We start from the raw sequence: 20,942 nt of genomic DNA, 5'->3' as shown, positions 1-20,942 counted from the left end.
TATTCGAAAGGTTATCCACTACTATAACTTCGTAACCGCTATTTAGTAATTCTACACATGTATGACTACCAATATATCCTGCTCCACCTGTTACAAGTATTGCCATAATTATAGTCCTCCATATTTCATTCATTATAAACTTCTCAAAGTATATCACATATTTCTTATCCTATGTTTAACATGCGAACACAGAAACTTACATTTTATCCCATAATAATTTTATAACATATACGATTCTAATCAGGTAATAAAAAAACGCCACATAATTTTTATTATGTGGCGTTTTTTTATTAAATTACATAACAATATACACTTAGAAAATGCGCAAGACTACCTAATAATACAAAAACATGAAAAATTTCATGATGCCCCATATATTTAAACTCTAACCATTTTGGCTTTGTTCCATAAATAAATCCACCAATTGTATAAAAAATGCCCCCAAGTACTAAGAAAATAATGCCTCCTGTACTTAAATTCTCAGCTAACGGTGCAAAGAATAACACAATTAACCAACCCATCGTAATATAAATTGCTGTCGATAACCATCTTGGACAATTAAACCAAAACATTTTAAATACAATGCCACAAATCGCAGTTGCATAGACTAAACAAAATAATAGTAAACCACTTGCTGAATTTAATGTAATTAAGCAAAAGGGTGCATATGTACCTGCAATTAATATAAAAATCATAGAATGATCTAGCTTCCTAAAGAAGTAAATAACACGTGCATTGGCCACAACACTATGATACACAGCTGACGCCGTATAAAGGACCATCATTCCAATACCAAACAAAATAACAGCTGTAATTGCAGCAAATGATGGCATCTTGATAGAAACTTTCACAAGCATAGCTAATAAGGCAATAAATGATAATATCGCTCCACCTAAGTGAGTAAATGCATTAACTGGTTCCCTTACATAAGTATTCATAATAACACCCCTCATATAATTACATGTAGTTTTAATAACTACATGTAATTATATACACATTTCTTTTTAAGGTCAACATTTACAATTCATTTGTTTCGTAATACCATATTTAAAGATATATTAAACATTAAGTTCCACTAAGTTATAAAAGTGAGGGATTCTACGTGGAAAATATAAATGAATTACTTGAGACATTGCATTTAGAAAAAAACATTAAACTTGAGGATATTCCAAATGTTGACTTATATGTAGATCAAGTTGTTCAACTATTTGAGAATACTTATGCAGATACAACGAGAACTGATGATGAAAAAGTATTAACCAAAACGATGATTAATAATTACGCAAAAGGGAAACTATTCATCCCCATCAAAAATAAAAAGTATTCAAAAGAGCATATGATTTTAATTAGCCTAATTTATCAATTAAAGGGAGCTCTCTCCATTAACGACATAAAAAGTTCATTAGAAACTATAAATGACTCCTTATTAAATGATGATTCATTCGAATTAAATACGTTATACAAAAATTATCTTGCTCTTACTGAAAGCAATGTCGAAAGCTTTAAACAAGACGTAAATAACCGTGTTACAGAAGTAAATGAGATTTCTTCCTTAGAAGATACAAAGCTAGAAAAATTTCTACTACTAACATCCTTCGTGACTATGAGTAATATGTATAGACGTTTAGCGGAGCAACTAGTGGATGATTTAAAAGAATCATAAATAAAAAACTATCCACCTATTAAAGTGGATAGTTTTTTATTTACTTAATTGCTTCATGAACTTTTAGTTGTTTCCCTTTAATCGTTGTAGTCTTCATGACTTTCAAGACAAGTGGTCCTTTTCCATTTAATATTTCAACGTAAGAAACATTATCTTGTATCGTAATAATGCCTATATCTTCTGCTGTAACACCTTTAATTTTAGCAATTGTACCGACGAAATCTACCGCCCTAATTTTCTTTTTCTTCCCGCCATTAAAGTACAGCTTCATAATGCCTTTGTTGATGTCTGCATTTTTATCTTTCTTTATAATTGGTTTAGCATGTATCTTTTCTTCAAATGCAGCTTTCTCTTTCATAACTTCTTCTTTTGAAGGTCCAATTGCCTTTGGAATTTCAAATCCAATATACTCCTCAATCTCTTCTAAAAATCTATTTTCATATGGTGTTATAAATGTAATAGCTTTTCCACTATTTCCAGCTCGTCCCGTTCTTCCAGTACGATGTACATAGCTTTCTTTTTCAAGTGGAATATCATAATTAATAACATGTGTAATATTATCAATATCAATTCCTCTCGCAGCTACATCTGTTGCTACTAAATAACGGAATTTTCCTTTTCTAAAATCATCCATGACTTCAAAACGATCTTCTTGTACCATACCACCATGTATTTTGTCACAAGGATAGTTAGCTCGTTTTAATTGTCTATATACATGATCTACATTTTCTTGTGTACGGCAGAAAATAATACAGCTATCAGGATTCTCAATCGTTGTTACATCTTTAAGTAGTGAAAGCTTCTCGTCTTCTATCACCTCAAAAAGAGTATGTTCAATTTTATCCGTCGTAATCCCAGCCGCTTTAATTTCAATATGAGTTGGTGAATTCATATATGTACGAGACAATTTCTCAACATCTTCTGGAAGTGTTGCTGAAAATAACATTGTCATTCTTTTTGTAGGTAATTCATCAATAATTGCCTCTACTTGATCGATAAAGCCCATATTTAGCATCTCATCTGCTTCATCAATAACTAAATACTTCAAACACTCTAAAGAAAGGGTACCCTTCTCAATATGATCCAACACACGACCAGGAGTCCCAACTACAATATGTGTCTTTTGCTTTAATTCTAATTTTTGACGTGCAAATGGAGATTTCCCATAAACTGCCGCAGCCTTAATCCTTTTGAATCGACCTATATTTGTAATATCTTCTTTTACCTGTACCGCAAGCTCTCTCGTTGGTGTTAAAACTAATGCTTGTGGTTTATTCTCTTCCCACTCCACCATTTCACAAAGTGGAATACCAAATGAAGCTGTTTTTCCACTTCCAGTCTGGGATTTCACAACAAGATCCTTCTTTTGTAATGCAACTGGAATAACCTCACCTTGTACTTCCGTTGGATGATCATACCCTAACCCAGTAAGTGCCCTTACAATTTCCTTACATAATTTATAATCAGAAAAACTTTTTTTACTCATATATTAACCTCATTTTATTCTGTATTATTTTCTTTTTTATCTTTTGTATACGTTACTATCACCCTACTTATTATACTTGAAACCTCACATAAAAGGTGAATCATGCCAGATTCATCTTTTTATATAGAAATAAACCTTTTCATTTCATATATTGTTCAACTACTTGATAACATCTTTTGCTCGTATTGTTAGCATTAACCTTTTTATAGTATCCTACATCCACTCAAAAAAATAAAAAGAATACATACAACCTTGTATAATTATCTTAATTTTTCAACCCTTCCCATAAACGAACAATAAAAACAAAAAAACGTTTTAAATTCGTTTTTAACGTTTTTTTTCAGATGTAAAATCTACTTTTTTAAAAAATGTTAAGAAATCCTTTGACTTCTTAATAAAAATAATGTAAATTATCCTATGGACGAACATTTTTGATTAATAAAAATAAAATATTCGTATTTTAGGGGTGTAAATGATGGAAAACGTATTTGACTATGAAGATATTCAATTAATTCCTGCAAAATGCATTGTAAATAGCCGCTCTGAATGTGATACAACTGTCACTTTAGGAAAACATAAATTTAAATTACCTGTCGTGCCTGCAAATATGCAAACGATTATTGATGAAAGAATTGCAACTTATTTAGCTGAGAACAACTACTTTTATATCATGCATCGTTTCCAACCAGAGAAACGAATCTCATTCATTAGAGATATGCAATCACGTGGATTAATCGCTTCTATCAGCGTTGGTGTAAAAGAGGACGAATATGAATTCGTACAACAATTAGCTGCTGAGCAACTTACACCTGAATATATCACGATTGATATCGCACACGGTCATTCTAATGCTGTGATCAACATGATTCAACATATTAAAAAACATTTACCAGAGAGCTTCGTTATCGCTGGAAACGTTGGAACTCCAGAAGCAGTAAGAGAATTAGAAAATGCTGGTGCCGATGCAACAAAAGTTGGTATTGGACCTGGTAAAGTTTGTATTACTAAAATTAAAACAGGCTTCGGAACTGGTGGTTGGCAGCTAGCTGCACTTCGCTGGTGTGCAAAAGCTGCAAGTAAGCCAATTATCGCTGATGGTGGTATTCGTACACACGGCGACGTAGCTAAATCTATTCGATTTGGGGCAACTATGGTCATGATCGGTTCTCTATTCGCTGGTCACGAAGAGTCTCCAGGGGAAACAATTGAAAGAGATGGCAAACTTTATAAAGAATACTTCGGTTCTGCTTCTGAATTCCAAAAGGGTGAGAAGAAAAACGTTGAAGGTAAGAAAATGTTCGTTGAGCATAAAGGTTCTTTAGAAGATACGTTAATCGAAATGGAACAAGATCTTCAATCTTCTATCTCTTACGCTGGCGGAACAAAATTAGACGCTATTCGTACTGTAGATTATGTTGTCGTGAAAAACTCGATTTTCAATGGTGACAAAGTATATTAATTCTTAAATTAACTCGAAGGACAAGCATTTTCATGCTTGTCCTTCTTTTTTGTATATAAAAATGTAAAATATTTTAATTTAACTGAATTTTCTAGTATTATGTGTTTAGATAGTCTTAATAAGGAGGAGATACGACTTGAAAAATGTAATGGAAAATCGCCTTAATCGCGCAGAGGTACCTGCTGAACTAACATGGGATTTATCCGATTTGTATAATTCTGATGCCGAATGGCATGCTGCATTAAACGCATTGGAAAATGATATACAGAAACTTGATTCATTTAAAGGGCATTTACATACTAGCTCCCACACTTTATTAAATTGCCTACTTTTAGAAGAAGAGCTTTTAATGACGTTAACAAAACTATACTCATATGCAAATTTAAAAGAATCTACTGATCGTACAAATCCAAGTATTCAAGCGAACTCTTCCAAAATTTCTGCTTTATGGACGAAAGTACATACTGCACTATCCTTTATTCATAATGAAATCCTCTCATTCGACGAAGGAACAATTGAAAAATATTTAACTGAAGAAACAAAACTCGAACCTTTCCGTAAATCGTTACTAGAAATACTACAAAAAAGACAGCACACACTCTCTCCTGAAACAGAAGAAGCACTTGCTGCACTTGGCGAAGTTCATAGTTCTCCATACAAAATTTACGGCATGACTAAATTGGCCGATATGGATTTCACTTCTATACAAGACGAACAAGGAAACGAACTTCCTGTTTCATTCTCATTAGTTGAAAGCAAATATGAATTTTCTCCAAGCACATATATACGTCGAAAAGCATATTCATCATTTGTTTCCACACTAAAACGATATAAAAATACAATTGCCACAACATATGCTACTGAAGTAAAAAAACAAGTAACACTTTCTTGTTTACGTAAATATGAATCCGTTACCCATATGCTATTAGAACCACAAAAGGTTCCACTTGAAATGTATAACAACCAACTTGATATTATTTATAAAGAACTAGCACCTCATATGCGCCGTTTTGCAGATTTAAAAAGGAAAGTATTAGGACTCGATCAAATGCTTTTCTGTGACTTACATGCACCTTTAGATCCCGAATTTAATCCGTCGATTACTTATGAAGACGCAGGCACGCTCATTCAAGATTCTTTAAAAATATTAGGCGATGAATATAGTTCCATAATCGAAAAAGGATTCAAAGAAAGATGGGTAGATCTTGCAGATAACGTAGGTAAATCAACAGGAGCATTTTGCTCAAGTCCATACGGCTCTCATCCCTATATTTTAATTACATGGCAAAATACGATGCGCGGATGCTTTACATTAGCACATGAATTTGGACATGCTGGTCATTTTTATTTAGCAAATAAAAATCAACGTATTATGAACGTACGCCCATCTATGTACTTTGTTGAAGCACCATCAACTATGAATGAATTACTATTAGCTCAGCATTTACTAGCGACTACTGACGATAAGAGAATGCGCAGATGGGTTATTCTGCAACTACTTGGCACATATTATCACAACTTTGTTACTCACTTACTTGAGGGTGAATATCAACGTAGAGTATATGCTCTAGCAGAAGAAGGACAGGCCCTTACAGCTACAACTTTAACTGAAATCAAAACGAATGTCCTATCGACATTCTGGGGAGATTCTGTAGAAATCGATGAAGGTGCAGGCTTAACTTGGATGCGTCAACCTCATTATTATATGGGTCTATATGCTTATACATATTCCGCAGGCCTCACTGCATCCACTGCAGTAGCTCAAATGATTAAAGAGGAAAGACAACCTGCTATTGATCGCTGGTTAGATGTGCTTCGTGCTGGTGGTACAATGAAACCACTTGAACTAATGAAACATGCCGGAGTAGATATGTCAAAACCAGATGCAATCCGTAAAGCTGTTTCTTACGTTGGTTCATTAATTGATGAATTAGAGCATTCTTATCAAGAATAAAAAAATAAGCCCTCGCTTTAATGAGGGCTTATTTCATATTTACTTCCCAAACCGTTTGCGATATCCACATTTCCTGCAAAGTTCTTCAACCGCAACTCTTTTCGAAAATCCATCGACAATGTTTGTTGCTCTTTCACCTTCAATAATGTTAGAAAATGAATCATTATTAATATTCCCAAGGTTAATAATCCCTTCACCATCTAAACAACAAGGAATAACTGTTCCATTCGCTAAAATACCCGCTTGATTACGAAGTCCATGACAGAATCCTTTCCCATCATCCTCTTCCTCATGTAATGCTGGCCACTGGAATTCATAGTCTTGATTAATAAAGACACGTTCTGCAATTTTTATACCTTTTCCTGGTGTAAGCTTCTCTTCAATTTGATAAGATAGATTAAATTCATTTTCAATTATAGATAATAACTCTCTATTTTTCTGGATTTCAGCATTTGTTTTATTATCCTGAGTTAAATTCCATAACCTTAACGATACAATTAAATCTGATTGACTTGTCGCTTCCCTAATGAAGGAAAGTATACTCCTTACATAGCCCTCTTTATCTTGCGAACCTGGATGTCCATCAAAACTATGCAGTGAAAAATTCATTTGTCTTAACGCAGGCTTATTTAACAGCCTATGTCTTCTCTTATTAATTAACGTTCCGTTCGTTGTAATATTAACTTTAAACCCTTTTTCATGACTTAAGTCTAATAGTTGATCTATTTTCGGATGGAGCAACGGCTCACCCTTCACGTGCAAATAAATGTAGTCTGTGTGAGGTTTAATTTGGTCTAATCTTTTAGCAAAATCCTCCACAGAAATGAATTGCTTCTGCCTTTCCGTCGGCGGACAAAAGCTACACGCAAGATTACATACACTCGTAATCTCCAAGTAAAACTTCTTAAACTTCTTCACCTTTAATTCCTCACTTCTCTAACTACTTATACTTTTTCCTCTTCATATTACAGCATATTTTTATGGAAATAGAAACATACTTATTTTAGGAAATCTATATACCATCTAATAATATTTAAAAGACCATCGGTAATTTTTGTCCAATGGTCTTTTTATCCTTTTATATACAAAGAATAAATTTATTTATGATACGGTTCATCGTAACTATTCTAAATAAGGTTATTTTTTATTATTTTCATAATTAAATTTAACAAAAAAGGTAGTGCCTTCCGATCCTGTTTGAATTTCTATTTTTGCATTATGGCGGGCAGCAATGGCATAACATACACCTAACCCCAATCCAGTTCCATTATCTTTGGTCGTGTAAAACGGCGTACCCAGTTTCTCTAATACTTCAGGCCTGATACCTTTTCCTTGATCCCGCACTGCAAGCACCACACAATTTTGACCTTCCTTGTAAGTGCTAATGGTTAGAACTTTCCCTGTATTCATCGCTTCTAAGCCATTACGATATAGATTCATTAATAATTGCCGTATCTCATTACGATTTAAAAGTAATTCTGGAATGTCATTTGTATCGACTTGAATATATTTATTTTGATTGTACGTATCAATCTTTATTAAAGGAATAATATCGCGGATAATTGAATTTAAATCTAACATCTGCAAATCCAATTTCCTTGTATTACCCATTGAGAGAAATTCAGTAATAATAGAATTGGCACGGTTAAGTTCTTCAATCATTAAATGAAAGTACTTATTATGTTTCTCATAGGTATTCTCTTCTTTTAATAACTGTAAAAATCCCAGTACTGTTGTCATTGGATTTCTAATTTCATGGCTGATACCTGCTGCCATTTGCCCTATTAAATCTATATTGGATAATCTTTTCAATTCCTGTTCATATTTCTTTTTTTCCGTTATATTTTTAAAAATACAACAAATACCATCATCATATGGGTATGCAATAACTTCGTGCCAATATTCATCTGCAGTAGAAAGAAATTCGAAATGAACTGTAGTTCGCTCTGACATCGCACGATGAAATTCCTTATACATAACTGTGTCAATTTCACTCGGGAAAACATTCCATATATTCTTTCCTAATACATCTTTTGCTGTTTTTCTTTGCGGAAAATATTGGTGCTTATTTACGTACGTAAATTCCCATTTATTATTTAAAATAAAAAATCCATCCGTAATACATTCAATCACACTTGTAACTTTTTCATTAGCAGCAGCTAGCTCTCTCGTTCGCTCTTCCACTATGCTCTCTAGTTGATCCATATACAACAAATTCGAAAACGTAGGGGCTGTGGCATCAACGATAGATTTTGCTAGTTGAAGTTGGGAATCATCATAATTGTGAGCTTTTCCTTCTTTGCCAACGACGATTACCCCTAATACTTCTCCCATTGAAACCAATGGAATCATCAATAGACCCTTACTATCTATATTTTTTGTTTGAATAACCTCTTGGATCTTGGCTTCATAGCTTTTCTCTGTCCAATCCGCTTCTGTCCAATGACAGTCCTTACTTAATTTCGTTGTTTTAATTGTTGTTTTGTCTAGCGGATCTAGAAGATGAGCAGTCATATTTTTACTCTCTAAAATCTGTTCTAGGTAAAAAAAGCATTTATCAAAACTCTCCTGTATCGAGGAACACATCGATAAATCACGTGTAACATTTAGTAACAGTTGTTTCTCAGCAATAAGGTTTTCCTTTTGTTTTAAATTATTTGCGTTTTGAATTGCAACCGCAGCCATATTTACATAAGCTTCAACACTTTGAATTTCTGAATCTGTTAAGTTCATCGGAATTCCATAATCAAATAAAAAAACCAGACCAAATAACTCTTGCCCAAATGAGATAGGCAGAGCTAATAAGGACTTAATTTTGAATGCATTAACCGGTCTCGGATCTGGTCGATGATCCTTTGAGGTATCAGGAATATAGATGGTTCTTTTCGTTTCAATAACTTCTTTTGCCAGTAAGTCTATTTCAGGATCAATTACTTGCGTATCGAGCGTTACACCATTTATAGTCTCTGGTTTTCCTGCAAACCCTCTAAATGTTCCATCTTCCTGGGGTAAATAAATTCCAACAGCGTCGCACCTAACAATCTCCTCTGATATCGCCATTGTCACACGCTGCAATACGTCACGTAGTTCTAATTTCGTATTTATTATTTTTGTTATATTCGCGAGCCTAGAATATCTCGTCTGATCACTTACCATTCACATAGCCTCCAGTTATAGGCATAATAAAATAAATATGATAATATCAGTGTTTTATATAGAATACATCACTTATGATACGGCTCACCACGATTAATCCGAAACGCTCTATACACTTGCTCAAGCAACACTAATCGCATTAATTGGTGTGGTAATGTCATCTTTGAAAAAGAAAGTGATTCATTTGAACGCTTCATCACTTCTGAGCTTAGTCCAAGTGATCCACCAATTACAAATGCGACTTTACTCTTTCCGTATGTAGCAAGGCGATCTAGACTTATCGCGAATTCTTCTGATGACTTTTGCTTTCCTTCTATAGCTAATGCAATCACATGCGTGTCATCAGAAATTTTATCCAGTATACGTATACCTTCTTTTTCCTTTACAATTAACATTTCTGCTTCACTTAAATTTTCTGGCGCCTTTTCATCAGGCAATTCAATTACTTCTACTTTTGCGTATGCAGATAATCGTTTTAAGTATTCTGCTATACCTTGTTTCAAATATTTTTCTTTTAATTTCCCAATTGAAATAATCGAGATATTCACACGTATCCTCCACCTTACAAACATGTTATCCACAAAACTTATCCACATATCCACAAACACTACCCACATATTGTGTGAGAATCTGTGTTCGATACAACATATGTCGCCTCATTTTGACAAAATTCACATGTTTTTTTCTCTTTTTCCGAGTTATCCACACTGTTGATAACTGGCGCAACTTCACACTCATCCACAATAATATCTAACGCTAATTCAACATGCTCTAAACAACAAGGTAAATTCATTTTCTTCACCTCACTTTTCTACAATAGAAAACAGGAGGTAGGCCCTCCTGTTTTTAATACTTTTGAATGCCTAATTTCACTGTTGTTGTTACTCTTTTTGTGCCACGATAAAACGTAAGAGTCATTTTATCATTAATTTCCTTATCATATAAGGCCGTACGGAATCCAATAATATCGCGAATCGGTTTTCCATCTACCGCCACAATAACATCATGTTCTCTTAAACCAGCATCCGCACCTGGCGAAGGACTTTTCACATCCAAAATACAAACTCCCTCTGTTACAGTACCTGGTAAATGTAATGTTTTTGACCAATAATAGTTTGGAATTTCATTTAATGACCTAAGTTCAATCCCAACATATGGTCTTCTTACTTTTCCATACTTCTCAAGTTCATTCATAATCGGAACAGCTCTAGTCACCGGAATAGCAAGGCCGATTCCTTCTACTTCTTTTGCAGCAATTTTCATTGAATTAATACCAATTAATTGTCCTGCTGCATTTACAAGCGCACCGCCACTATTCCCGGGATTAATCGCTGCATCTGTTTGTAACACTTCTACTTGCCAATCATAATGTCCATCTTGATCTAAATCTACAGGGACAATACGTTCATTAGCTGAAATAATGCCTTGTGTAACTGTTCCAGAAAATTGCAGTCCAAGCGGGTTTCCAATCGCAATAACTGGCTCTCCTCTGCGAACAGTATTAGAATCGCCAATTTCAATTATTTTTTTCACATGCTTTGCATCTATTTCTAATACAGCTAAGTCTGTGACTACATCGGTTCCTAATACTTTTCCAGGAACCTTCTTACCGTCACTTAGACTTACTTCAATACGATTCGCTCCAGCTACAACATGATTATTCGTTACAATATAAGCTTGACCATCTGTCTTTTTATAAATTACTCCTGATCCTGTACCGGCCTCTGAATCTGCCTCTGAAAAGTTATCTCGTTGAATGTTAATAACACCCACAACAGCTTCAGATGCACGATCAACAGCATCTACAAAGCTAATCTGTTTAATCCCTTGAGCTTCGGCCATATTACTTCCGCTTGCTTCAGCTTGCGGAAGCGTATCAGCAGAATTTGAAAATAAAGGCGCTCCAAACGCGAATAAAGAAGCTCCTACAATTGTTCCCGCTATACTAGAAAGAACTATACCTTTGTGCTTCTTTTTTCCTGCACGTTTCATACGATAATTTTCTTCATCAATAAAGGACATATTTGTTCACCTATCTTCCTGAAAACAACTATATTCACCTTTATTGTTTACTAAAATGAAGAATTATACGTATTGAATTTTTGTAGGCATTTTTGGATCTGTATCGTGAATTTCAAAGGATTCACCCACTCCAAATCCTTTTTCCTCTAGTACTTGTGATACTGACATACGCGCTAGTTCTTTCATGTTATTATCTAAGCTTAAATGGGCTAAATAAATATGCTTTGTCTCATCTGTAATTACATCTGCCATCGCTAATGCAGCATCCTCATTACAAACATGCCCAACGTCACTTAAAATACGTCGTTTAATGCTCCATGGATAACGTCCCATACGAAGCATTTCTACATCATGATTACTTTCAAATACGAAAGCATTAGCTCCCTTAATAACGCCTTTCATACGGTCACTTACGTATCCCGTATCTGTAATAAGCGCTAACTTCCTATTATTGTTATGGAAAGCATAAAACATCGGTTCTGCCGCATCATGAGAAACTCCAAATGACTCGACTTCAATATCACCAAAGGTTTTCACATCACCAACTGAGAAAATAAACTTTTGTTCAGTTGGGATATTTCCTATTAAATGTTCCATTGCATTCCATGTTTTCTCATTCGCATAAACAGGTAAATCATATTTACGTGCCAGTACACCTAAACCTTTAATATGATCACTATGCTCATGCGTTACAAGAATACCTGATACATCATTTATATTCAGTTCTGCTTGTTTAAATAAAGCCTCTGTTGCTTTACCACTTAAACCTGCGTCGACTAGTAATTTTTTTTCATCGGTTCCTACGTATAGCATATTTCCTGTACTTCCACTTGCAAGTACGCTAAAATGCAACCCCATTCTTTCTCACTCCAGTATGTTCATCAACCACTTGATTTTCCTTTTCTCCTAATTCCATAACTTGTCCTTCAATTGCATTCACAAAGAAGTCCTGCTTCTGCTCCGTTTTCAAATTCCACGTTGGAGCCAGTACTTGGTTATTAGAAGTAGATGCGGTAAGAGTGGCATAACCAATTTGCGCTTCTTTAACATGCGTATTTCCATGAATTTTATTTTTTAAATACAAATTTTCTAAAGCTGTTTGAGCCGTAATAATTTCTTGCTCTTTCGTTTTTTCACCTTCGCCCATTTCTTTTAAATCAGTTAGCATTGTCTGCGTATATGAAACAAGTTCATTTTTTTCATTTAATTCCACAACAATCATCGCCTGATTATTATAGAAAATAGGCTTATCTTTATATTTTTGGAAGAAATAAATTTTAGAGTCTTTCACCGCTCCAAATTCATACTTTTGTCCATCCAATACATAGTTCTTCAAAAATTCATTATACTTATCTTTTGATAATGATTTCGTATTTAAAAAAGGCTCTTTTAGCTTACTTTCTATCTTGTACATATTTTGTATATGCACTGTTTGATTTTTCAAAGACTGTATATCTTCTTCTTTAAAAGCTTTATTTTCTGCTCTAATAAATGACTCTTTTTTCGGTTCTTTAGGGATATTTCCCATCGTAATTTTGTTTGCTTTTAATTCTTGATCTATCTTTGTTTCTGCAATAAGCTCCAATTGATTACTATCTTGCTTTTGAATGAATTGGAAAATGAGAAAGAGGTCCAAAACAAAAAAGGTCACAATAAATATGGTTTTAATCCGATCCCAATCCATTTAGTCCTCCCTCACTCCACTCATAGATTTTCTGTTTACCTGTTTCATCTTCAACAAGCTTTACATACCAAATTGGTTGTAATCGAACTACTTGTCCATCTAGTGATAACTTGTATCCAATACCAATATCCTTAATTACTTGTTTCTTTATCTCTGGATTATTTTCTAGAGATGCTATTACAACATGCCCTGACGGAAGAGTAACCTTCTGTTCTATACCTTTAGTATTTAAAGACAGCAACGGTCTTTCATATTCCATTACTTCTTCTGATCCCCATATTTGTCTCAATTCAGCTAATCCATCTTCATTGAATACTGAATATCCATCTTCATTTAAACGAAATACTGTCTCTCCTTTATTCATATAGTCCAAACGATATGAATCCAAACTTCCACTGTGACCACTTACGAATTCAAAGCTTTTTTGTAAAAGCATTAAATTATCTATCGTTTTCTCAGTTAAGACAGAAGAGTTTTTATACTTTAGCATGTGACGATCGTTTTCAATTTCCATGGATCTAATACCATCTGTAAATGTTTCTTTCGACATCTCGGTAATCGGACTTAAATAACGAGGATCACTAAACAGAGCATTCTTAAACGTATCAACTGCTAAATTAGATGAAATATATGTTATATTGTTTAACTCTGTCGTTCCATCTGGTAAAAATAACTTTTTCATATCATTAAGTTGATAATCAAAATAAGGCTTTGCTGATACTATAAATTGATTTTGGGCATTTACAATATCTTTTAAATACACGCCACTTAATTTTGCCTCGTATATTTTAAAGTTATCACCATCAGAAACAAAGTTAATTTTAATTTCTTGATCCTTACTTCGAGAAGGATCGAGGAGAATACGATTAAAATGTTTAGGCTTATCTGTACTCTTCTCTTTCATGTTAAACATGGACTTTACTGCATCAAATGGGATATCGGTAGGGAAAACAAGTTCAACTTTCCCTTCACCATGCACATATGAAAGGAAATCACCCTTAGTGATTGATATCTCTTTAAAATCATGTAGTTCCCCTACTTCCAGAGGCTTATAGATTGATTCTATATCTGCCTCTCTTCTGCTCCCATAATGATTTTTATCTTTATGCACGATGATAGAAGTAGGACGGACAACATCGGAAATTTTAGTTTGGTTCATTCCTTCATTTCCCTGCACAAATTTCGCGTTTTGCATGGATGTAGAATCTGGCACATACGTCCATAGGTTAAAAGTAAGAAATAGGCTAATTACAACTAGGTTAATTAAAACTATTGTTTTAAAGTTTTCCATACTCATTCCCAATCGTCCTCTTCATCTGCTGCCATTGGTAACGTGAAATAAATAGTTGTCCCTTTTCCTTCTTCACTCTTCGCCCAAATAGAGCCACCATGTGCCTCAATCATTTCTTTTGCAATTGCTAATCCAAGCCCAGTACCACCCATTTGTCTTGAACGAGCTTTATCTACGCGATAAAAACGTTCAAAGATTTTATCAACGTTTTCTTTTGGAATACCCATTCCTTGGTCACTTACACTAATTTCTAATAAATCACCGCGATCACGTAAACGATATGTTACTGTTCCACCTTCTGGTGAATACTTTAATGCGTTAGAAATAATGTTATACAGCACTTGAGTAATTTTGTCAGTATCCATATCAATAAATCTAGATTTCTTAGAGAAAGATCGTTTGAAACTTACATTTTGCTCTTTAGACATTTCAAAGCGATCAATAATATTATTAAAGAAATCAGTAAAGTCGACCCATTCTTTCATTAAACGATGCTCTGTACTATCAAGTTTAGATAGCTGTAACAACGCATTTACAAGTCTAATCATTCTTTCTGTTTCTTCTTGTGTAACCGTTAAAAATTGTGGTGCAATATTTGGATCCTGCCATGCTCCATCTGTAAGTGCCTCTAAATAACTGCGCATCGTCGTTAATGGCGTCCTTAATTCATGAGAGACATTCGCCACAAACTCACGGCGTTCCCGTTCTATACGCTCCTGCTCTGTTACATCATATAGTACAGCAATTAAGCCGTTTGCCTTCCCTGTTTCTTTTTGAATAACAGAGAAACTAGCACGTAAAATATATGGTTCGTTTCTCGTACTAAAATCTAATAAAACAGAATCTGGCTCTTCATATAAATGATCGAGCGTAAATTCTTCCTGTATCCCTAATACCTCTAAAACAGATTGATCGAGCGCTGTTTCACGAGAAACATTTAACATCTTTTCCGCAGGATCATTTAGTAAAATAATATCCCCTTTTCGGTCAGTAGCAATTACTCCATCTGTCATATGTGATAAAACAGATGATAATTTACGCCTTTCACTTTCTGTAGAAGAACGAGCTTGTTGTAATTTTTTTGATAAATTATTGAAGGATAATGCCAGTTGTCCAATTTCATCATGGCTATGCACTTTTACTTTTCTCGAATAATTTCCTTTTGCCATTTCGATTGCTTGTCTCCGCATATCTGAAATTGGTCTTGTAATTGTTTGAGCCAATAAAATCCCAAGTACGGCCGTTACTAATAAAGCAATTACTGTTCCCGTAGCAAAAATTTGATTTATATCCTTCATTTGTTTATATACATCTTCCATAGATGCCACAATGTAAATAACACCAAGCGCATCCTTACCGTTATCATCTAGAATCGGAGTAAGCATAACTTGAACACGATGACCTGTACTACCATCCTTCTCAATTTTCACTTCCGGCTTTTTTTGTACTAACACTCGCTGAACAGCTATATCAGTTGATGTTCGATTCACCTTATTCTGCTTTGATTCATCTGAAATAGCCAGTAACTTTCTGTGCGAATCAAATACACTTACCTCTTGTATAACTTTCTTCTGATCAGAGGCAAATTTTCGAATTGAAGTTTTAATCGTTTCATCTGTTGACTCTGTTTCTGCTTTTGTATAACTTTTTTTAAACTCTTGCTTCAAATTATATGATAATAAGTTTGTTTGCTGCGTTAAAGAATCCCTAAAACCTTGTACTAAGCTCTTCTCTAATTCCCTTACGAAATATACTCCAATAACTTGCATCGCTATTAATATTAATAGCATATATATAAGCACAAATTTTAAATGAATAGATTGAAAAAAACCAACTTTCTTCATATACTATTCCTGCTCTGGGTCACGCAAGTAATACCCTACTCCACGTCTAGTTACAATTAAAGTAGGATGGCTTGGATTATCTTCAATTTTTTCACGCAAACGACGTACTGTAACGTCTACTGTGCGCACATCTCCAAAATAGTCATAACCCCAAACTGTTTGTAATAAATGTTCGCGTGTCATAACTTGTCCTAAATGTTTCGCTAAATAATGTAGCAACTCAAATTCACGATGTGTAAGCTCGATATTTTCCTCGCGCTTCGTTACACTATATGCATTTGGATTAATCACAATTGGTCCAATAACCATTTCTGTATTTTCTTCTTTTTCCGCAGCACCACCTTGTTGATGGCGGCGTAAATTCGCCTTCACACGAGCAAGTAATTCCCTCGTACTAAATGGCTTCGTTACATAATCATCTGCCCCAAGCTCGAGCCCTAATACTTTATCAATCTCAGAGTCCTTTGCTGTAAGCATAATAATCGGCATTTCTGAGCTTTTACGTATTTCACGGCAAACCTCTAAGCCATCTTTACCTGGTAGCATAATATCTAATAAAACCATATCTGGTTGCTCTTCATTAGCCTTTTCAATTGCTTCATCACCATCATGCGCCATTACTATTTCAAAACCTTCTTTTTCTAGGTTAAACTTCAAAATATCTGCAATCGGCTTTTCATCATCAACTACTAAAATTTTCTTTCCCATCATCGTCTATTTCCTCCTTATAAAAATATGGTCAATAATCCCTAAACATATTGATGTTTACATAGTATGTCCTATATGACCGCATCCTTTGTTTAAGTATTTTCTCCTCTATTCTCATAGACTCATGTATGATCCACTTTTACACGGCATCCTATACGATCTATAGAAAAACCTCTAGCTTCAACTGCTAGAGGCTCCTCGTTCTATTTTAAAATAACTACTCAGTTTTGTAAAATTACATAAATAAAAAGGATATTAAGTGGGCCCACTTAATATCCTGAGAGTGGCTCGGGACGGAATCGAACCGCCGACACGAGGATTTTCAGTCCTCTGCTCTACCGACTGAGCTACCGAGCCAAAACTATATATAAAACCACTAATGGTGGTATAAACAAAAGTGGCGGTCCCGACCGGGGTCGAACCGGCGATCTCCTGCGTGACAGGCAGGCATGTTAACCACTACACCACGGGACCAAAAATAAGCAAAAAAAAACATGACCCGTACGGGATTCGAACCCGTGTTACCGCCGTGAAAGGGCGGTGTCTTAACCACTTGACCAACGGGCCACGAAAAATAAAATGGTGAGCCATGAAGGACTCGAACCTTCGACCCTCTGATTAAAAGTCAGATGCTCTACCAACTGAGCTAATGGCTCATACTCACCAACGTCATATTTTCGTGACGACAAGATGTATCATAACATGTATTCTGTATTTATTGCAATACTTTTTTTGTTTTTTTATAAAGGAATAAGAAAAAAACTCATGCAGACATGAGTTTTTTTCAAAAAATGTTAATTAAGCTTCGTATACGTTACGTACAATATTTGTTTGGTTACGATCTGGTCCAACTGAGAACATAGATATTTGAATTCCTGTTAACTCAGAAACACGTTCTACGTATTTTCGTGCATTTTCAGGAAGTTCATCTAATGATTTTACACCAGTAATATCTTCTTCCCAACCTGGAAGCTCTTCATATACAGGCTCACATTTCGCTAAAATGTTTAAGTTAGCTGGAACTTCATCAATAACTTCGCCATTGTATTTGTAAGCTACACAAATTTTAAGAGTTGGAATACCTGTTAAAACGTCGATAGAATTTAATGATAGATCCGTTAAACCACTAACACGACGTGCATGTCTTACAACAACGCTATCGAACCAACCTACGCGGCGTGGACGACCAGTTGTCGTTCCATACTCGCGACCAACTTCGCGAATTTGATGACCAATTTCATCATGAAGCTCAGTAGGGAATGGACCATCACCAACGCGGCTTGTATATGCTTTACATACACCTACAACGCGAGTAACTTTCGCAGGACCAACTCCAGTTCCAACTGTTACACCACCAGCAATTGGGTTAGAAGATGTAACGAACGGGTACGTACCGTGGTCAATATCAAGCATAACACCTTGCGCACCTTCAAATAATACACGGTGATTATTATCTAATGCATCATTTAATACAACAGACGTATCACATACATATTGCGCGATTTGTTGCCCGTACTCGAAGTACTCTTCGAAAATTTCTTCTACAGTGAAACCTTCTGTATCGTACATTTTTTCAAATAAACGATTTTTTTCTACTAAATTGCGCTCAAGCTTCTCTTTAAATGCTTCACGGTCTAAAAGATCAGCCATACGAATACCAATACGAGCAGCTTTATCCATATATGCAGGACCGATACCTTTTTTCGTTGTACCGATTTTGTTATCACCTTTACTTGCTTCTTCTAACTCATCTTGTTTTAAGTGGTAAGGTAAAATAACATGTGCACGGTTACTTACACGTAAATTATCAGTACTTACACCACGATCGTGTAAGTATTTTAACTCTTCAAGTAATGCTTTTGGATCTACTACTAATCCGTTTCCGATTACACAAATTTTCTCTTTATAGAAAATACCAGATGGAATTAAGTGTAATTTATATTTAACTCCGCCGAAAACAATTGTATGTCCCGCGTTATTTCCACCTTGATATCTTGCAACTACTTCCGCATGCTCAGAAAGAAAATCAGTGATTTTACCTTTTCCTTCGTCGCCCCATTGTGTTCCTACAACTACTACTGAAGACATTATTAAAGCACCTCCGCAATTTTCAAACGATCTATTCAAACAATATAATTGTACCAAAACCGAAAGAGAAGTCAACCGAAAAGCGAACATTTTTTCACAAAAAAACATTTTCGTTCGTAAGAATTATATATTTAACTTATGAAAGCCTTATCTTTCTTATAAAAAAAAAGAAACACATCTTATTATAAGAAATGTGTTTCTTTTTTATACTGCCTTTATGCCGGTGGAGCATGTCCATCCTCAAAACGACGTTCTAAGTTAACGAACTTATTGAACTCTTTGACGAATGCAAGTTCCACTGAACCTACTGGACCGTTACGTTGTTTTGCAATAATAATTTCAATTGTATTTTTGTTTTCCGTTTCTCGATCATAGTAGTCTTCACGATATAGGAAAGCTACAATATCAGCATCCTGCTCAATACTTCCAGATTCACGAATATCAGACATCATCGGGCGTTTATCTTGACGAGATTCTACACCACGAGATAACTGTGATAAAGCAATAACAGGCACTTGCAATTCACGCGCAATCCCTTTTAAGGTACGAGAAATCTCAGATACTTCCTGCTGACGGTTTTCTCCTGATTTCCCACTTCCTTGAATAAGCTGCAAATAGTCAATCAAAATCATACCAAGACCTTGTTCTTGCTTTAATCTACGGCATTTTGCTCGAATCTCATTTACTTTAATACCTGGCGTATCATCAATATATATACCAGCATTTGAGAGACTCCCCATTGCCATTGTTAATTTTGCCCAATCATCGGAAGTTAATGAACCAGTACGAAGTCTTTGTGCATCAATATTCCCTTCTGCACAAAGCATACGCACAACAAGCTGATCAGCACCCATCTCCAAACTAAAAATCGCTACATTTTCATCCGTTTTCGTCGCTACGTTTTGTGCAATATTTAATGAAAATGCCGTTTTCCCTACTGATGGACGTGCTGCCACGATAATTAAATCATTTCGTTGGAAACCTGCTGTCATCTTATCTAATTCAGTAAACCCAGTTGGTATCCCAGTAACTTCACCCTTTTGATTATGCAAAAGTTCAATTTTGTCATAAGCATCTACAAGAACATCTTTAATGTTTTGGAATGCTTTTGCATTCGTTTGATGGGATACTTCTAATATTTTTTTCTCAGCCTCGTTTAAAAGACCATCCACATCATCTTCTCTCTCGTATCCATCCGATACAATATGAGTCGCCGTGCGAATTAAACGACGTAAAAGCGCCTTTTCAGCGATGATGCGTGCGTAATATTCTACGTTAGCTGCAGTTGGCACAACTTCTGCTAACTCTGCTAAGTAAGAAACCCCACCAACCTCTTCTAGTAATCCTTGATCAGCCATTGCTGATGTCATCATTACTAAGTCAATCGGCTCTCCCTTATCAGATAGCCCAAGCATGACTTCAAAAATCTTTTGATGTTTCGTTCGATAGAACGAATCAGGTACCAATAACTCTGATGCTGAAGTTAACGCATCTTGATCAATCAATATGGCCCCTAAAACCGCCTGCTCAGCCTCTATATTATGCGGAGGGGTACGATCAGCAAGTACATCACTCATACGCAATCCT

Annotated in this window: 18 protein-coding genes and 4 tRNA genes; 3 read left to right on the top strand and 19 right to left on the bottom strand. The window is 35.1% G+C overall.

From position 1 onward, the window contains the following. Positions 1 to 106 (bottom strand): NAD-dependent epimerase/dehydratase family protein (locus ACUN13_RS30135; RefSeq protein ID WP_113623475.1); only part of this gene is annotated, 106 nt, incomplete at its 3' end. A 184-nt stretch (positions 107 to 290) separates the two neighbouring features. After that, positions 291 to 938: a PAQR family membrane homeostasis protein TrhA gene (trhA, locus tag ACUN13_RS30130; RefSeq protein ID WP_445424150.1), complete on the bottom strand. Its 648-nt coding sequence runs from the start codon at positions 936 to 938 to the stop codon at positions 291 to 293. Between the two features lie 164 nt (positions 939 to 1,102). Between trhA and ACUN13_RS30125 the strand changes: the two genes are divergently transcribed. After that, a complete protein-coding gene (locus ACUN13_RS30125; RefSeq protein WP_000427879.1) occupies positions 1,103 to 1,663 on the top strand; it encodes a DUF1836 domain-containing protein in 561 nt (186 codons plus the stop codon). 40 nt (positions 1,664 to 1,703) lie between these two features. Here ACUN13_RS30125 and ACUN13_RS30120 read toward each other — a convergent pair whose 3' ends face one another. Next, a complete protein-coding gene (locus ACUN13_RS30120) occupies positions 1,704 to 3,149 on the bottom strand; it encodes a DEAD/DEAH box helicase (protein ID WP_445424149.1) in 1,446 nt (481 codons plus the stop codon). Between the two features lie 475 nt (positions 3,150 to 3,624). On the opposite strand from ACUN13_RS30120, the gene guaC reads away from it, so the two are divergent. Both guaC and pepF read left to right on the top strand, forming a co-directional pair. Continuing rightward, positions 3,625 to 4,608 carry a GMP reductase gene (gene guaC / locus ACUN13_RS30115; protein ID WP_000432447.1) on the top strand — a complete coding sequence of 328 codons (984 nt, stop codon included), beginning with the start codon at positions 3,625 to 3,627 and terminating at the stop codon, positions 4,606 to 4,608. Positions 4,609 to 4,744: 136 nt separating this feature from the next. Continuing rightward, positions 4,745 to 6,562, top strand: coding sequence for an oligoendopeptidase F (gene pepF, locus ACUN13_RS30110; RefSeq protein WP_342761616.1), 1,818 nt, complete (start codon positions 4,745 to 4,747; stop codon positions 6,560 to 6,562). A gap of 39 nt (positions 6,563 to 6,601) precedes the next feature. Here the strand turns inward: pepF and ACUN13_RS30105 are convergent, their stop codons facing one another. From ACUN13_RS30105 to dnaB, 16 genes are all read right to left on the bottom strand, one after another. After that, the gene (locus tag ACUN13_RS30105; RefSeq protein ID WP_342761617.1) at positions 6,602 to 7,480 is read right to left on the bottom strand and encodes a radical SAM/SPASM domain-containing protein; all 879 of its coding nucleotides are present in this window, start codon (positions 7,478 to 7,480) and stop codon (positions 6,602 to 6,604) included. 219 nt (positions 7,481 to 7,699) lie between these two features. Continuing rightward, positions 7,700 to 9,718 carry a GAF domain-containing sensor histidine kinase gene (locus ACUN13_RS30100; RefSeq protein WP_000253113.1) on the bottom strand — a complete coding sequence of 673 codons (2,019 nt, stop codon included), beginning with the start codon at positions 9,716 to 9,718 and terminating at the stop codon, positions 7,700 to 7,702. A gap of 68 nt (positions 9,719 to 9,786) precedes the next feature. Next, a complete protein-coding gene (gene rlmH, locus ACUN13_RS30095) occupies positions 9,787 to 10,266 on the bottom strand; it encodes a 23S rRNA (pseudouridine(1915)-N(3))-methyltransferase RlmH (protein WP_001027000.1) in 480 nt (159 codons plus the stop codon). Between the two features lie 59 nt (positions 10,267 to 10,325). After that, positions 10,326 to 10,511, bottom strand: a complete 186-nt coding sequence (locus ACUN13_RS30090) for a CxxH/CxxC protein (RefSeq protein WP_001052833.1) — start codon at positions 10,509 to 10,511, stop codon at positions 10,326 to 10,328. 53 nt (positions 10,512 to 10,564) lie between these two features. Further along, positions 10,565 to 11,740, bottom strand: coding sequence for a S1C family serine protease (locus ACUN13_RS30085; RefSeq protein ID WP_000008031.1), 1,176 nt, complete (start codon positions 11,738 to 11,740; stop codon positions 10,565 to 10,567). 63 nt (positions 11,741 to 11,803) lie between these two features. Next, a complete protein-coding gene (locus ACUN13_RS30080; RefSeq protein WP_000522837.1) occupies positions 11,804 to 12,598 on the bottom strand; it encodes an MBL fold metallo-hydrolase in 795 nt (264 codons plus the stop codon). Beyond that, on the bottom strand, positions 12,582 to 13,424 hold the full coding sequence (locus ACUN13_RS30075) for a two-component system regulatory protein YycI (protein ID WP_000383740.1): 843 nt from the start codon (positions 13,422 to 13,424) through the stop codon (positions 12,582 to 12,584). The genes ACUN13_RS30080 and ACUN13_RS30075 overlap by 17 nt, the downstream gene beginning before the upstream one ends. Further along, positions 13,405 to 14,721 (bottom strand): YycH family regulatory protein, encoded by a 1,317-nt coding sequence (locus ACUN13_RS30070; protein ID WP_000061560.1) that lies wholly within the window; start codon positions 14,719 to 14,721, stop codon positions 13,405 to 13,407. The genes ACUN13_RS30075 and ACUN13_RS30070 overlap by 20 nt, the downstream gene beginning before the upstream one ends. Next, positions 14,718 to 16,559, bottom strand: a complete 1,842-nt coding sequence (walK, locus tag ACUN13_RS30065; protein WP_000755367.1) for a cell wall metabolism sensor histidine kinase WalK — start codon at positions 16,557 to 16,559, stop codon at positions 14,718 to 14,720. Before walK ends, ACUN13_RS30070 begins: the two co-directional genes overlap by 4 nt. A gap of 3 nt (positions 16,560 to 16,562) precedes the next feature. Further along, a complete protein-coding gene (gene walR / locus ACUN13_RS30060; RefSeq protein ID WP_000971865.1) occupies positions 16,563 to 17,270 on the bottom strand; it encodes a cell wall metabolism DNA-binding response regulator WalR in 708 nt (235 codons plus the stop codon). A 281-nt stretch (positions 17,271 to 17,551) separates the two neighbouring features. Beyond that, positions 17,552 to 17,624, bottom strand: a tRNA-Phe gene (locus ACUN13_RS30055). A 41-nt stretch (positions 17,625 to 17,665) separates the two neighbouring features. Further along, a tRNA-Asp gene (locus tag ACUN13_RS30050) sits at positions 17,666 to 17,741 on the bottom strand. A 21-nt stretch (positions 17,742 to 17,762) separates the two neighbouring features. Continuing rightward, positions 17,763 to 17,834 (bottom strand) — tRNA-Glu (locus ACUN13_RS30045). 13 nt (positions 17,835 to 17,847) lie between these two features. Further along, positions 17,848 to 17,923 (bottom strand) — tRNA-Lys (locus tag ACUN13_RS30040). Between the two features lie 142 nt (positions 17,924 to 18,065). Further along, entirely contained in the window at positions 18,066 to 19,355 is a 1,290-nt protein-coding gene (locus tag ACUN13_RS30035) for an adenylosuccinate synthase (RefSeq protein WP_000100238.1), read from the bottom strand. Between the two features lie 215 nt (positions 19,356 to 19,570). Beyond that, a complete protein-coding gene (gene dnaB / locus ACUN13_RS30030; protein WP_445424148.1) occupies positions 19,571 to 20,932 on the bottom strand; it encodes a replicative DNA helicase in 1,362 nt (453 codons plus the stop codon). Between the last annotated feature and the right edge of the window lie 10 nt (positions 20,933 to 20,942).

The organism is Bacillus cereus group sp. Bce041 (assembly GCF_052646455.1).
Note: the sequence above shows the minus strand (reverse complement) of the source record. Positions and strands in the feature narration are given on the sequence as shown.

Bases quoted from the DNA above. Each gene is read 5' to 3' on its own strand.
- guaC (WP_000432447.1), top strand. From the start codon at position 3,625: ATGGAAAACGTATTTGACTATGAAGATATTCAATTAATTCCTGCAAAA.
- trhA (WP_445424150.1), bottom strand. From the start codon at position 938: ATGAATACTTATGTAAGGGAACCAGTTAATGCATTTACTCACTTAGGT.
- walK (WP_000755367.1), bottom strand. From the start codon at position 16,559: ATGAAGAAAGTTGGTTTTTTTCAATCTATTCATTTAAAATTTGTGCTT.
- dnaB (WP_445424148.1), bottom strand. From the start codon at position 20,932: ATGAGTGATGTACTTGCTGATCGTACCCCTCCGCATAATATAGAGGCT.
- ACUN13_RS30120 (WP_445424149.1), bottom strand. From the start codon at position 3,149: ATGAGTAAAAAAAGTTTTTCTGATTATAAATTATGTAAGGAAATTGTA.
- ACUN13_RS30100 (WP_000253113.1), bottom strand. From the start codon at position 9,718: ATGGTAAGTGATCAGACGAGATATTCTAGGCTCGCGAATATAACAAAA.
- ACUN13_RS30035 (WP_000100238.1), bottom strand. From the start codon at position 19,355: ATGTCTTCAGTAGTAGTTGTAGGAACACAATGGGGCGACGAAGGAAAA.
- walR (WP_000971865.1), bottom strand. From the start codon at position 17,270: ATGATGGGAAAGAAAATTTTAGTAGTTGATGATGAAAAGCCGATTGCA.
- ACUN13_RS30080 (WP_000522837.1), bottom strand. From the start codon at position 12,598: ATGGGGTTGCATTTTAGCGTACTTGCAAGTGGAAGTACAGGAAATATG.
- ACUN13_RS30085 (WP_000008031.1), bottom strand. From the start codon at position 11,740: ATGTCCTTTATTGATGAAGAAAATTATCGTATGAAACGTGCAGGAAAA.
- ACUN13_RS30090 (WP_001052833.1), bottom strand. From the start codon at position 10,511: ATGAATTTACCTTGTTGTTTAGAGCATGTTGAATTAGCGTTAGATATT.
- ACUN13_RS30075 (WP_000383740.1), bottom strand. From the start codon at position 13,424: ATGGATTGGGATCGGATTAAAACCATATTTATTGTGACCTTTTTTGTT.
- ACUN13_RS30070 (WP_000061560.1), bottom strand. From the start codon at position 14,721: ATGAGTATGGAAAACTTTAAAACAATAGTTTTAATTAACCTAGTTGTA.